At 58.1% G+C, this 13,645-nt stretch carries 11 protein-coding genes; 6 read left to right on the top strand and 5 right to left on the bottom strand.

Annotation, left to right across the window (positions count from 1 at the left end; translation table 11 throughout):
* The first annotated feature begins 26 nt into the window (after positions 1–26).
* The 6 genes from HX898_RS23030 (at position 27) to HX898_RS23005 (ending at position 7,614) form a co-directional block, all read left to right on the top strand.
* On the top strand, positions 27–929 hold the full coding sequence (locus tag HX898_RS23030) for a sugar ABC transporter permease (RefSeq protein ID WP_180195843.1): 903 nt from the start codon (positions 27–29) through the stop codon (positions 927–929).
* 37 nt (positions 930–966) lie between these two features.
* Positions 967–1,782 carry a carbohydrate ABC transporter permease gene (locus tag HX898_RS23025; protein WP_180195842.1) on the top strand — a complete coding sequence of 272 codons (816 nt, stop codon included), beginning with the start codon at positions 967–969 and terminating at the stop codon, positions 1,780–1,782.
* Positions 1,783–1,933: 151 nt separating this feature from the next.
* Positions 1,934–2,851, top strand: a complete 918-nt coding sequence (locus HX898_RS23020) for a zinc-binding dehydrogenase (protein WP_210273217.1) — start codon at positions 1,934–1,936, stop codon at positions 2,849–2,851.
* Between the two features lie 75 nt (positions 2,852–2,926).
* Complete coding sequence (locus HX898_RS23015; protein ID WP_180195841.1) at positions 2,927–3,799, top strand: sugar phosphate isomerase/epimerase; 873 nt, start codon at positions 2,927–2,929, stop codon at positions 3,797–3,799.
* A gap of 510 nt (positions 3,800–4,309) precedes the next feature.
* Entirely contained in the window at positions 4,310–5,191 is an 882-nt protein-coding gene (locus HX898_RS23010; RefSeq protein WP_180195840.1) for an alpha/beta hydrolase-fold protein, read from the top strand.
* A 278-nt stretch (positions 5,192–5,469) separates the two neighbouring features.
* Positions 5,470–7,614, top strand: coding sequence for a TonB-dependent siderophore receptor (locus HX898_RS23005; RefSeq protein WP_180195839.1), 2,145 nt, complete (start codon positions 5,470–5,472; stop codon positions 7,612–7,614).
* 229 nt (positions 7,615–7,843) lie between these two features.
* On the opposite strand, the gene fhuB is transcribed toward HX898_RS23005, so the two are convergent.
* The 5 genes from fhuB to HX898_RS22980 all read right to left on the bottom strand — a co-directional run bounded on the left by fhuB (position 7,844) and on the right by HX898_RS22980 (position 13,609).
* Positions 7,844–9,814 (bottom strand): Fe(3+)-hydroxamate ABC transporter permease FhuB, encoded by a 1,971-nt coding sequence (gene fhuB, locus HX898_RS23000; RefSeq protein ID WP_180195838.1) that lies wholly within the window; start codon positions 9,812–9,814, stop codon positions 7,844–7,846.
* The gene (locus HX898_RS22995) at positions 9,814–10,692 is read right to left on the bottom strand and encodes an iron-siderophore ABC transporter substrate-binding protein (protein WP_180195837.1); all 879 of its coding nucleotides are present in this window, start codon (positions 10,690–10,692) and stop codon (positions 9,814–9,816) included. The genes fhuB and HX898_RS22995 overlap by 1 nt, the downstream gene beginning before the upstream one ends.
* Positions 10,693–10,705: 13 nt before the next feature.
* Complete coding sequence (locus HX898_RS22990) at positions 10,706–11,500, bottom strand: ATP-binding cassette domain-containing protein (protein WP_180195958.1); 795 nt, start codon at positions 11,498–11,500, stop codon at positions 10,706–10,708.
* 469 nt (positions 11,501–11,969) lie between these two features.
* Positions 11,970–12,872 carry an MBL fold metallo-hydrolase gene (locus HX898_RS22985; protein WP_180195836.1) on the bottom strand — a complete coding sequence of 301 codons (903 nt, stop codon included), beginning with the start codon at positions 12,870–12,872 and terminating at the stop codon, positions 11,970–11,972.
* A gap of 104 nt (positions 12,873–12,976) precedes the next feature.
* Positions 12,977–13,609, bottom strand: coding sequence for a DsbA family protein (locus HX898_RS22980; RefSeq protein ID WP_180195835.1), 633 nt, complete (start codon positions 13,607–13,609; stop codon positions 12,977–12,979).
* Between the last annotated feature and the right edge of the window lie 36 nt (positions 13,610–13,645).

Here is a 13,645-nt window from a genome sequence, read left to right as displayed (position 1 = left end):
TCCGCATCGATGAGAAAGAGCCTGACGTGGCTTTCGCAGCAAAATCTGATCGCATCAGCTATGCGATACTGACCGCACCGGCCCTGCTCATCTACGGGCTCGTGATCGTCATCCCGGTCGTCTACAGTCTCGTGCTTAGCTTCACTGACTGGGCGGGCGCGGGCATTCCGAACTTCATCGGCTTTACCAATTACGTCGTGATGTTTTCCGATCCCATCTTCTGGTGGGGCCTGCGCAACAACGGCCTTGTCATACTCGTGTCGCTGATCGGCCAGATCCCGCTGGGCTTCTTTCTCGCCTATGTCATTTATCGGCGTCTGGTCAGAGGTGCGGGTTTCTTCGAAGCGGTGATATTTTTTCCGGCGCTGCTTAGCCCCGTGGTGGTGGCTTTGCTGTTCGGGGTCGTCTTCGCCCCGACGGGCCTAGTCTCGCAGATCATCGGCCGCGCGATCAATGACCCAATGTTCTCGCTGACCATATTCAACTCGAAGAACACGGCAATTCTGCCTTATCTGATCGTGCTGCTTTGGATGTATACGGGCATCTATTTCATTATCTTTCTTGCCAACCTCCAGAAGACGAGCCCAGAGATGCTGGAGGCAGCCGTGCTTGACGGCGCAAACGAGTGGCACATCCTGAAGTCCCTTATCCTGCCGCAGCAGGTCCCTGTATTCCTGACCTCAGCGATCTATGCAGTCGCCGGAAGCCTCAAAAGCTTCGAGATCCTCTGGATCATGACAAATGGCGGTCCGAGTTACTACAGCAGCGTACTCGGCCTCTATATGATCCAGAATACCTTCTCATTCTACAAATACGGCTTCGGCAGCGCCATTTCGGTGGTCCTCATCCTGCTCAGCGTATTTCTCATCTTGATACTGTCGGCCATCGCCGCGCGGTTCACGCGCGTCTACGAAGAAGGGACCCACTAGGATGTCGAGGTTCACATCTAGCCAGGCGATGGTTCCTATGCCGTTTCGAGTTGCGGCCTACGCGGCGCTCGGCTTCTTCACCATATTCACGACGTTTCCGCTTATCTGGCTTACCTATACGTCGTTCAAGCCGGAGACGGAGATCGTTTCCAACATGGTGGCCCTGCCGGTCAACTGGACGCTGAATAACTATATTCAGGCCTGGAAATTGGGCGAGTTCTCTCATCTGTTCGTCAATAGTCTGATCTTCTGCGTGATGACGACCGTCATCGTCGTCTTGTTCTCTGTTTCGGCAGCATTCGCCTTTACCAAGATTCCTTCCAAGCTGACCCCGATCATGTTCTCGTTTATCGTCATGGGGCTTCTGGTGACGATCTCGTCGTCGATCGTACCGCTATTTATCGCCGAAAATTTCCTTGGACTTACCAACACACATCTCGGGATCATCATTCCCTACGTCGCCTTCAACATCTCGTTTGCCGTCTATCTAGCGGCGGCGTTCGTCCGTTCGATTCCGAATGAGTTGATCGAGGCTGCCAAGATGGATGGCGCCGGCTATCTCAGAATTTACACGGCGATCGTGCTGCCGATGGCGCGACCGATCATCACGACGATCGCCATTTTTACGTTCCATGCCTGCTGGGTGGAATATGTACTCGTCTACATGCTGTCTTCGGACGCAACGATCCGCACCGTGCAGGTCGGGTTGAGTCTCCTCAAGGGGCAGCTCTCATTCAATTTCGGCTTTCTTTTTGCGGCGGTCGTGATCTCCAGCCTGCCGCTGCTCGTCCTCTACCTTCTGTTCAGAAAACACCTTCAGGCCGGGTTCTCCATGGGCGCGGTCAAGGGCTAGGCCCAGCCCGTGTCGTCACTAATTTTCAAAAGCGGGAGTAACGAACATTCTTTGTGTAGAAATCCTTGGACCGCGTCAGGCGCAGGTCTCCCAACGGCCGGATCCGCAAGCGTCCGGCGACATCGTCAAGATCCAGGTCCTGGTCGCGCCCATGTGCACGGAATGGCAATCCTGGCGTTCTGGCAAGCTTTCGTGTGAGCTCGGTCATGAGGCGGTCGGCGTTGTTGTCGATGCCGCACAATCAAAGCGCCTGAAGGTCGGCGACCGCGTCATCGTCATGCCGCATGCCGGTTGTGGCGTCTGCTCGGCTTGCCGCTCGGGGGAACATATCCACTGCACCTCGCAGCGCGATCTTTTGGACGAGACGGGTTCATCGTCCGGCATCGGCTGTTACGCCGAATTTTTGTTGAAGCCGGATTACCTGCTGCAACCTGTCCCTGACGACATTGAGACGCATCACGCCGCAATGGCGATTTGTGCCCTCGGTCCGAGCTTCACGGCGATGCACCGCATGCAGGTAAGCCCACAGGATACCATGCTGATTTCCGGCTGCGGCGCCGTCGGTCTTGGGGCGATCATCAATGCGCGAACAATTGGCGCGCGCGTCATCGCGCTCGAATTGAACCCATATCGCGCTGCGCTGGCACAGGAGTTGGGAGCAGAGCTGGTCATCGACCCCCGTGCGCCGGACCTTATCGAGCAGGTGCGGGCCGCAAGCGGCGGTTATGGTGTGGACGCCGCCCTTGACACCAGTAACAATGAGGGCGCTCCAGCGGTTGTCCTGGAGTTGCTGCGGGCGCGGGGAAGGCTGGCCTTCGTCACCTGGAGCGGTTCGCTACCGGTCAACCGCATCACCGGCAAGGGTATCGACATCTTCGGCGCTTGGCACTGGAACCATGACGTCTTCGCCGAAGAGTTGTTGCAGCGCGTGCGCGATGCCAGGCCGCTTCTCGACAGATTGACCACGCATCGCTTCGCCATGTCGGAGGTCGCGTCTGCCTTTGCTCTTCAGGAAACCGGCAATTGCGGAAAAGTGCTGCTCTATCCGGGCAAAACTGCTCAGGCTTGAGGGCCTCAGAGACAAGATGCGGCCGGGGACGCGGTGGCCGCCGCCCGCCAACAGAATCAATTTGGGAGACTATTCATGACGTTCAGACTCGGTGGCTATGGGATCGAATACGGGGGTGATCCCGAAGCTTATGCACGCGCACATGTCGAATTCGGGTACAACGCGGCCTACATGCCGAACATCAAGCTCGAGAACCGCCAAGAAATCGCCGATCTGGTGAAAAGCTTCGCTGCCGCCGATCTCGTTTTTGCTGAAGGAGGGGCCTGGAAAAACCTCATTGCCCATGATGACGTGACGCGGAAAGCCAATCTCGAATATGCCGTGCATCAACTGGCTCTGGCGGACGAGCTGGGAGCAGGCGCCATCGTCGCCTACCACGGAACCGTCGGCCACCCCGGCGACCCGTGGCAGCTGAGCGACAATTACGACTATGGCCCGCATCCAGACAATCAAAGCGAGGCTGGATTCCAGCGCGCGGTCGATACGGCCCGCTATGTCATCGATATGGTGAAGCCCAAGCGCACCAAGTTCTCGTTGGAGATGGTGCCGTGGCTGGTGACCGATACCCCGGAAAACTATCTCAAATTGCTAAAGGCGATCGACCGGCCGCAGTTCGCAGCCCATATCGACGCGGCAAATATGGTCATCTCGCCGCGGCTCTATTTCAATACAGGAAAGATGATCCAAGATTGTTTCGCCCTTCTTGGACCCTGGATCGTTTCGTGCCACGCGAAGGATCTGGTGATGAAAGGCGGACCTGGAACGATCTCTTTCCATTTGGATGAAGTCGTGCCTGGCGAAGGGAATCTCGACTACACGGTTTATGTCACCGAGATTGCAAAACTCGGGCGCCAAGTTCCGCTCATGCTCGAGCATTTCGATGTGCCCGGCTATCGGCGTGGCCTTGCGCACATCAGGAGGGTCGCACGCAGCGCAGGGGTTGTTTAGAGGCCGTCACGGCGGCGCAAGCAATCGTAACAAAGCGCTGTTCTAAGCGGATCAGCAGACGGGAAGGCCAAGCGGCAGAGAAGCCACGGCAAAGCCTATGTATGCCGATACCCAACATGTGACACCCGCCAGTGGTTCGCAGCCGGTCCACTGGGATAACAACGCCAGCGACTGCATCGTGCCCGCTTGCGGAAGGTTGCAAACTCGGGGAAATTGCGAAACAGACGTCGGCTTAGCGGTGTTCGGAGATGATTGAAATTGAGGCCCCCTTTGAATTCATCTGTGGGATCGAAATGCGGGTCGCTAGCTCCGGGTCTTCAAATCATGCCGGAACGAGGTTAGATCAGCCTCTGCAAACGTTCGAACCGTGACTGCCATGATGCGCTTTCGTGGAAGCCGGGATATCAGCAAAGAGTTGCACCGACCTTGGAAAGCTTCGAAACCTGCTGGTGAACAGCACCGCCATCAATTTCCCTTCCCCTATCGTCTCAACCATCAGAAAATTTTCTCATGACCAATCCTATCAGCGTCTATTCGATGCCCGGAACGTGTTTTTTCGATCTGGCTCCTGCTGTGGGCGGCGAGCCCTATCGCATATTCCTTTCCATTCCGGCGGAGAAACCGCCGGCGGGTGGATGGCCGCTTCTCATCATGACCGACGGCAACGCCACTTTCCCTTTCGCGGTCGCCAGCTTGGTCACGCAGGCACCTTATCCGACGGGGACGAATGTCAGTTGGGGGGTGATCGCGGCGATCGGCTACCCCTCCGACGAGCCCTATGATCCGCTCCGCCGGTCTTGGGACCTCGGGCCTCCGCCGGTCAAATCCTATCCGCCGTTCGTTGAGGGCGGTCCGCCGGTTGTCATCGGAGGGACCGGCAAGCTGGTGGATTTCATCGAGAACGAGCTTATACCGCGGATTGCGGAGATGGTGATCCTGGATCCGATGCGCCGATCGCTTTTCGGACATTCCTTCGGCGGCCTCTTTACTCTCTACGCCCTGTTCGAGCGCCCAAGTCTGTTTGCCAATTGGATTGCGGCCAGCCCAACCATCTATTGGGAGAACAGTGAAATCCTCAAGAATGAAGCGCAGCGTCAAGACGCACCGGGGAATGCACCTTTCCTGCATTTGTCCGCCGGAGAATACGAAGGCGATCAGCTGGCACCCTTCCAGTACCGGAACGAGGATGCCACTGCACGCCTGGAGAAGAGGAAGACGGAACGGACCGTCCTCCTGGCGCGGGAGATGGCGGAGCGATTAAACGGCACTGCCGACGGATTGCGTACCGAATTCGAGCTTTATGCCGGTGAGACCCACATGTCCGTTCTTGCGGCGGCCGTCAATCGCGCGGTGAGCATTGCGTTCGCCGTCCAGGATTTGACCGACAGGTGACGCTCTCTGCAGGTACGATCCGGCGGTTAGACGATCGTATTTGAAACGAACATCCTCGTGGCGTGCACTCGTAACGTCAATGCCCACATGGGGCGTTCAGGATTACATCGTCTCTCCGTGTTGCCCCGAAACCTCATGGTCCCGACCGGGTGCAAAGATGGTCACAAAAGCGTGATTATTAAGTTGACTCCAATTCTCCTGTTTGAGTAAACGACTTTTAGCAGTGGCCGGAGGGGGCGGCCGGCACACTGCCCGATATTGGTCTGACAGGGGATAGTATGACAGTGGGACTACAGGGAAAATTGCGCGTGTTCACAAGCCGATTGGTTGCGAGCAGCGCTTTAATAACGGTGTCGTTCGGATCGGCAGGTATCGGCTGGGCACAAGACAATTCGGCCGAAGAGGCAACGCAATTGGCTCCGATCGTCATAACCGGCAAGTCGGATCGTGTGGTTGGCCCTGATCGCACCATCGTTGCCAAGGATACCGCCACAGGCACCAAAACAGATACTCCGGTCGTCGATGTACCGGCGTCCGTGTCGGTGGTGACGCAAAAAGAGTTGGAAGAGCGTCATGTGGACAATCTTCAGCAGGCGGTCGCTTATACCGCCGGCGTCTTTTCAGATGAGTTCGGCAACGACGACCGGTACGACTATATCAGAATTCGCGGCTTTGATCAGACGGCGCTCGGCACCTATCGGGATGGACTGGCGGCGCGTATTCCCGCTTGGTTCACGGCCAGCCGCCTCGAACCCTATGGTCTTCAGCGCGTCGAGGTCCTGAAGGGATCGACGTCGACCCTCTTTGGCCTCAACGGTCCGGGAGGACTCGTCAATGCGATCACCAAGCGTCCCTTGGATGAGAAGCATGGCGAAGTTTACACGTCTTATGGGGATGGCACCAAGGAAGTGGGTGCGGATTTCGGCGGCCCAATCGATGCCGATGGCGTATGGACCTACCGGCTTACCGGACTTGCCAAGGACGGTGACCAGGGCTTGGATTATTCGAACGACGACCGCACCTACATTGCACCGGCATTGACGATCAAGCCGGAAGAGGGGACCTCGCTCACCATTCTGACCGATTATTATAAACGCGATGGAACGGGCGCACGGGGCGTTCCGACCGGCGCAAATATCGATATCGACACCTTCCTCGGCGAACCAGACTTCAATCGCTTCAATACGGAGCAGGTCGACATCGGATATCAGTTCGAGCACGAGATCAACGACAACCTGACCTTCCGCTCGAATGCCCGCTATACGCATCTCGAGCTCGACTATGCTGAAGTTTATGGCGCATCGCTGGATCCGACGGCCAATCGAACGGCGTTCTCGGTTGACGGCATGTCCAACCGCTATGCCTTCGACAATCAGCTCCAGTACGATACTGGATGGGACGGGATCGACAGCAAGACGCTGGTCGGCGTCGATTACACCAGTGACAATACGCGCGAAAACATCCTGTTCGGCACGGCCGGGCCGATCGATATTGATAATCCGGTCTATTGCGGTCTTTCCTGCATTAACCTTGGCCCTTACGTGAACTGGCGCGTCAAGCAGCAGGCGCTCGGGATCTATGCTCAGGAGCAATTGACGTTCGACCACCGATGGATCGTTACCCTGGGCGGACGATGGGACCAGGTTCACACGACTGCGGATTACCTCGATAGCGGGACAAGCGACGACGACACGGCGTCAGCTTTCACCAAGCGTGCCGGACTGACGTATAAATTTACGCCGAATCTCGCAGCTTATGCGAACTATTCGGAAAGCTTCCAGCCGCTCGTCGCGCAGACCGCAAACGGCTACGCTGTGACAGGATCGTTGAAACCACAGCAGGGTGAACAATACGAGGTTGGCCTCAAATATCAGCCGGATGGGTTTGACGGTCTCTTCACCTTGGCGCTGTTTGATCTTACCCAAACGAATGTGCCGAGCTATGTCAGCCCTCTGGTGCAGGAGCAGATTGGCAAGGTCGGTGTGCGCGGCATCGAACTTGAAGGGAAAGCCGCAATCAACGACAGGCTCAATCTGACGCTTGCTTATTCCTATTGGGATGCTGAAATCCGTGAAGACGGGACAGGCGGCAATGTCGGTAACCGGCCTTCCCGCGTGCCGCGACATCTGGCATCGGCCTGGCTCGATTACAAGATTCCGGGAGATGGATGGCGCGGTGACCTGACGATCGGGGGAGGTGTCCGCTATATCGGTCAGACCTACGGTGACGATGCAAATACGGTGTCGCTTGCCAGCTATACGCTGGTTGATGCCGCGGTCAGTTACAAGGTGACCGAGGACGTGACGCTGGCCGTCAATGCGACGAACCTCTTTGACCATAAGTATGTCGCCACCAGCTATTTCGGAACTGAGTTCTACGGCGATCGGCGTAAGGTCGTCGGCACGCTGAAGTATTCCTGGTAAAGTGCCGGACGCCGCCTTTGTCCGATCAAGGCGGCGTCCGCAATCTGAGCGTCGAAATATACTGTAATTCCGACTGTTTCAGCGCCGCGCCTCTGAAAAGACGCGCGGCGCTGTAGTCGGCGTCGTGGATGACCGCTTGTCTGCGGATCTTCGCTGACAGAGCAAAAACGCTCCTATTCATGGCGGACTTTCATCACCGCGATGACGCCCACCGCCCTGCGCGCAACCCTCAGTTGGCGCCGCGCTTCCGCATCATCAGCATTAAGAACGGCGCTCCGATGAGTGCGGAAACAAGACCGGCCGGGATCTGGTAGGGCGATACGATCGTGCGGCCGACGAAATCAGCCGCAACCATAAGCCCCCCTCCGATCAGAGCGGCGCCAACCATTTGCGGCAGCGCGCGCGCCAATCCCGCCTCGCGCGCAAGGTGAGGTCCCATGAGGCCGATGAACGACAACGGGCCAACCGTGAGCGTCGCGGCAGCCGTCAACAATCCTGCGAGGCCAAAGAGCGCAAATCGCGATTTTGCCAAGGGTATGCCGAGCGCCGCCGAAGGCGATGGCCCAAGAGGAAGGATGTCAAGCCAGCGGCGAGCGGCGAGAGAGACGGCAATCAGCACGGCGCCGAGCGCCACCTCCATTGCGGCGGTCGACCCCTCGATAAGATAGGTGGACCCGCTCATCCACCGCATCAGCAGAACTGCTCTCGGATCTCCCGTCGAGCTCAACACGCCGACGACAGCATCGACCATCGCGCTTAAGGCAATGCCCGCCAGCAGGACTCGTTCAGGCGCGAACGCCGATCGCCGGGAACTGGCGAAGATGACAAAAAGAACGCTGATCGCACCGGCCACGGCAAATGCAAATTGTCCGGAAAATCCTGGAGCGACGGCAAACAGGGCAATAGCAACACCGAAGGTCGCACCGGCACTGATTCCCAGAACTTCGGGACTTGCCATTTCGTTTCCGGTCAGTCGCTGAAGGATCGAGCCCGCGACCGCAAGCATGGCGCCCGATGTCAGGGCGGCGAGGATTTTAGGTATCCTGATCGCGAGGACATCGACCGAAAATTCGCCTGATGTAAAGGCCCAGCCGCCATTGACGTCGCGTCCGAGAAAAGCGCTGACCATCAACAGTACGAGCAGGCCGGCGGCCGCGATGATGACCGGCCGAGTTCCATCCCATCGACGTGGCCGTCTGAACGCCGGCGATTGCTGTAGTCTATGACGGAGCTTCAGCCGCGGCAGGAGCGCGAGAAGCAGCGGCGAACCGAAGATGGCTGTTACCGCCCCCGTCGGCAAAAAATCACCAAGTCCGCCGGCGACGAGTTGCAGGATGGAGTCGGCGAAGAACAGCAGTCCGGCGCCGATCAGGGGAGACCAGAGGATGAGCTGCGCGGGACGCCGTGCTCCGGACAATCGCGCAATCGTCGGCGCGACCAGTCCAATGAAACCAATCACCCCAACGGCGCTCGTGACAAATGCAGCAAGCGCGACGGCAAGGGCGACGACAACGAAACGCAGGCGGACCAATCTGACGCCGAGTGCCGTGGAACTGCTCTCGCCAAGATCGAGCAGCGAAAGCGGTCTCATCACGAAAGCGCAGCCGATGGCGATGACAGCTAACTTCCAAAGAAGCGACAGGGGAATGACCCAGCTTTGCTGTGCCAGCGAGCCGGCGCCCCAGATGAACAGGCTCGAGAGGTAGCGCTGGTTCAAATAGGTCAGGATGGCAGCGAGGCCGCCGCACCAAAGACTGAGAACCAGCCCCGACAAAACAAGCGAATAAGGCGAAAAACCGCGGCGCGCGCCCAGGCTGACGACGATCGCGGCGGCGGTCGCACTGCCGATCAGAGCGACAAGATCGCGGCCGGCGCCAAGCAAGTCGGGAAGAAACAGCGATGTTACCACCAGCGCCAGGTTTGCTCCGGCCGACACGCCAAGGGTGGTAGGATCGGCGAGCGGGTTTCGCAAAACTTGCTGAAACAGCGCACCGGACAAGGCAAGCGCGGCTCCAGCAATCAGCGCTGTCGCAAGACGGGGAAGCGTCGAATAGGTGAACACCATTCGCGTGACATCGTAATCCGGTCGAGCCATTTCTGACATCGCAGGAGCGGCAAGAAACCACGATGCCACGCCTCCACCGCACATCAGGAGGAGGAGGACAATTGCTGGCCCGATATTGTCGCGGCGGGATACCATCAAGCGTCCTTTTCCAGAAGATCTGTCAAAAGGCCCGCGAAGCGCATGGCCTCGTTCACCATCCCGAACATCAGGGCTGGCGGCAGAATTGACAGATGGCCTGGACGCGCAAACGAAAGCCTGTTCCACAGCGGGCTCTGAGCGAGCTTTGGAAGAACGTCCGGAGGAATTGGCTCAAAGGCGATTAGACGCGCGTCCGGATCGGTGACCTTGGAGAGATCTTCAATCCCGATCGTTTCAAAGCCCCAGTAATTCGACTCTCTGGTCCAGGCGTTCCGGACACCGATGCGCTCGAGCACATTGTGGAACAGTCCGGGACTCGAGTAGATGCGGGCATGGCGGGCATCCATGAAATTCACCAGGGCGACCGGCGGCAGGTTCTTGCCCTCCAGGCGACTGCGGCATTGCGCAAAGAAGACGTCGGCGCGCGCGAGAAACTGCTCTGCTTCATTCTCACGGCCAAGCTCAACGGCCAATTTACGCGTCGCCGCGATGGCAGCGGTAAGAATAGGTCCAATGCCTGGCGTAAAGATTTCCAGCCGAACGACTTTCGCCACCGACTGCAGCTTGGGCAACAGCTCATCCAGGTAGGGTGTGGTCAAGATAATGTCGGGCTTCAGCGTGACGAGAATTTCAAAATTGACCTCGAACGCACTGCCGATATCGACGACGGATTTTGGCATCGGCGGCTCGACAACCCATCTGTCCCAATCGGCGAGGTCTGAAATCCCGACCGGAGGCAATCCGAGGGATAAAAGGGTGGACGCAAGACCGTAGTCGAGGCTGACGATCCTTGGGCCCATCGACTGTGCAAACAGCGGAGCTGGAATGAGCGAGGCCGCCGCGAACTGCAAAAAGGTGCGCCGCGAAACCCCCATTGATCGGCCGGCCTCAGCAAACATAGGCGAGCGGATAGGGCAGGTTGGGCGCGGAGATCACATCCATGTCGATCCCATAGATCTCTTGCAGCGTGTTCGGCGAGAGGATCGCGCTCGGTGTTCCGCTGGCAACCACGCGACCGCGTTTCAATGCATGGATCCGATCGCAGAAGCGGGCGGCCATGTTGATGTCGTGGAGAACGATGACGACACTCCTTCCACCCTCATGCGCCAAGCGTCGCACAAGTGAGAGCACCTCGACCTGATGAGCAACGTCGAGTGCTGCAGTCGGTTCGTCGAGCAACAGGCAGCGAGCATCCTGAGCGATCAGCATCGCGATCCAGGCACGTTGCCGCTCGCCGCCCGACAGTGTTCCCATGATGCGGTCGGCGAACGTTTCGATATGCGTGGCTCGAAGGGCTTCCTCGACTTTCTCTTCATCGTCCTTGGTGAAGCGGCCGAGCGCTCCGTGCCACGGATAACGACCGCATCCCACAAGCTCGCGGACCGTCATTTCCGATCCGGTCGTGACATCCTGGGGCAGATATGCGACCGAACGCGCAAAGGCGCGTTCGCTATACATCCTCAGATCCTGGTTCCCGTAAGAGATCGATCCAGTGCTCGGCGCAAGCTGGCGAGCTAACATTTTGAGAAGGCTGGATTTGCCGGAGCCGTTGTGGCCGACCAGCGCGACAACTTCTCCTGCCGGAAATTTAAGACTGACGTCGCAGAGTATTTCGTTCCGCTCTATCAAAAGCCCGATATTTTCGGCGACAAAAGTTTCAGCTGTTCGAGGCGGATCTTGCATCGGGAGTATAGCCACGTGACATCCTTTAACCGGGTGACAGGTCGGTACTAAAGATGAGAGCGGCAATCAACTATTTTCGTTATTCCTCCACCTCGTCATCTCGTGCGGCGGCCCCGGCTTTGGGCCAGCAACGCTGGCTTCTTTGCCGCCTCACGTTAAGCGACTGAGGGAGGACAAAAAGGAAAATCCTCTCTGGCGTGTATATTTCTGAAGAAATTTTTGAAATTATCATTATTTAGCAGTGGCATGCCGGATCAATCGCCGTTCACCCTGCGAAAGTTGATACAATTTAGGATTGCGCAAAGCGGCATAAGCTGAATTATGGAACTACGCTATCGGCTTTCAGTCGAACTTCGACGACACATGGTAAGCTCCACTTAAGTGCTGACGACTGCGTCACCATTTTTGCGGCCTTTCTGGAGGTGAAGGGCCCTCCCGGGCCCTTCAGATCAGTTTGAAGATCGGCCGTTCAGCCCCACTTCATTTCTCCCTTGGCAACCTTGGAGCCGATGTCGAGCGCAACGCCCATGCCGAGACCGGGGAAGCGGGCTTCCATGGCGGCCTTCAGCGCAGTGGAATCGGCGGCCTTGGCGAGTTCTTCCTCGAAAGCGAGCAGATAGCCCTTCGTGTGTTCGACGGCGGACAGGTCGGTTGCCGCTTCCGGCGTCATGTGGCCGGGAACGACGATCGTCGGCTTGCGGGCGCTGATCTTGTCGAGGGTGGCCACCCAAGCGGCACGCTGTTCCGGAGCCTGGGTGTCGGCCGTCCACACATGAACGCCGGAGAAAATCATGACGCCCCCGAAAACAGCGTTCAGCGACGGCACGAACAGGTACCGGCGATTGCTTAACCCTGCTTCGGCCGCGACAATCTCGACGGTTTCACCATCGACTGTGAGGCTTGGAGCGTCGAAGGCTTCCGGCATGACAATGTCTGCAAGGGTCTGCGGGCCGTTCTCCTTGAGCTGCGGCCCCCAAACGGCAAGCTTTTTCTCGACGTTGCCCTTGATCGCTGCAATCGTATCGGAAGCGGCCAGCACTTTTGCGCCGGGAAAGGCTTCGAGGACCGGCTTCAGGCTGAAGTAGTAGTCCGGATCGGACTGGCTGACATAAATCGCGGTCAGCGTCTTGCCGGTGGCCTTGATGGCTTCCGCCAGCGCACGGCCGTCGGGATAGCTGAACCCGCCATCGATCAGCAACGCTTCGCTGGGGCCGGTCAGCAGCACCGGCGCGCGAAAGAAGCCATTCTGACCGGCGGGGAAGTGCTTCCAGGCCAGCTTTGATCCGGCCGCGTTACCGAGACCGGCAGGCGCAAAAACGGCAACGGCGCCGGCTGCGAGGGCGGTTTTCATGATTTCTCTCCTTGAATACATGGTTGTCTCCGATGATCGCCAGTTTCGATTTTCTGCTGCCGTGAGTGTTGCCCCCCGGCAGGGTTTGTCGGTAGTTCATGGAACGGGCTGCTGAAAATGAACGATCACGCCGCCTGAAGCTCGGCAGCAAGTCGGTCAAAGCCGCCGAATAAGGCATCGCTGCGCAGCACGCGGCGCTTATCGCCGTCGCTGACCAAAAGCGCGGGGACACCATCCATCCGGAATGCAGCCATGAGTTTGCGGGACTTCCCGATCCTGTTGCGATAGATATCGAGCAGAGCCTCGTCCGGAGCCCGGACACGAGTGGCGGCATCGGAAAACCCGGCCTGATGGAGAACCTCGGCCACGACAGCAATCTCCGAGGTGTTGCGGCCGGCAACATAACGGGCGTTTTGAAGTGCCTTCAGAGCTTCGCGCTCTCTGTCGAGTTGCGTAAGTCCGACCGCAATGATCCCGAGCGTCGCAGGGGCGGAGTCGAACATACTGTCTTTGCCCCCGAGAACCTGATCGCGATAGAGCTGGCTGAAGACCTGTCCCGTGAGCCGGTTGATCCGCTGGTCATTATGCCAGGCATAGGCTGCGAAACGTTCGTCCAGCGGACGGGCGCCTTCGCCCGCGAAGAGCCCGGTGGGTGCAAGCTCGACGGTGAGATTGTCAAGCTTGGCCATTTTGTCGAGCGCGGGCGCCGGACCATAGCACCAGCCGCAAAGCGGATCGTAGAGATAGGTAAGATGCATATCGGACCATCCTTGACGCGATGGACAACAGATAGT

This window comes from Rhizobium sp. WYCCWR 11128 (assembly GCF_013416305.1).
Taxonomy (GTDB): Bacteria; Pseudomonadota; Alphaproteobacteria; order Rhizobiales; family Rhizobiaceae; genus Rhizobium; species Rhizobium indicum.
This window is presented reverse-complemented; position numbering and strand designations above follow the sequence as displayed.

Bases quoted from the DNA above. Each gene is read 5' to 3' on its own strand.
- HX898_RS23025 (WP_180195842.1), top strand. From the start codon at position 967: ATGCCGTTTCGAGTTGCGGCCTACGCGGCGCTCGGCTTCTTCACCATA.
- HX898_RS23020 (WP_210273217.1), top strand. From the start codon at position 1,934: ATGTGCACGGAATGGCAATCCTGGCGTTCTGGCAAGCTTTCGTGTGAG.
- HX898_RS23010 (WP_180195840.1), top strand. From the start codon at position 4,310: ATGACCAATCCTATCAGCGTCTATTCGATGCCCGGAACGTGTTTTTTC.
- HX898_RS22980 (WP_180195835.1), bottom strand. From the start codon at position 13,609: ATGCATCTTACCTATCTCTACGATCCGCTTTGCGGCTGGTGCTATGGT.
- fhuB (WP_180195838.1), bottom strand. From the start codon at position 9,814: ATGGTATCCCGCCGCGACAATATCGGGCCAGCAATTGTCCTCCTCCTC.
- HX898_RS22995 (WP_180195837.1), bottom strand. From the start codon at position 10,692: ATGGGGGTTTCGCGGCGCACCTTTTTGCAGTTCGCGGCGGCCTCGCTC.
- HX898_RS23015 (WP_180195841.1), top strand. From the start codon at position 2,927: ATGACGTTCAGACTCGGTGGCTATGGGATCGAATACGGGGGTGATCCC.
- HX898_RS22990 (WP_180195958.1), bottom strand. From the start codon at position 11,500: ATGCAAGATCCGCCTCGAACAGCTGAAACTTTTGTCGCCGAAAATATC.
- HX898_RS23005 (WP_180195839.1), top strand. From the start codon at position 5,470: ATGACAGTGGGACTACAGGGAAAATTGCGCGTGTTCACAAGCCGATTG.
- HX898_RS22985 (WP_180195836.1), bottom strand. From the start codon at position 12,872: ATGTATTCAAGGAGAGAAATCATGAAAACCGCCCTCGCAGCCGGCGCC.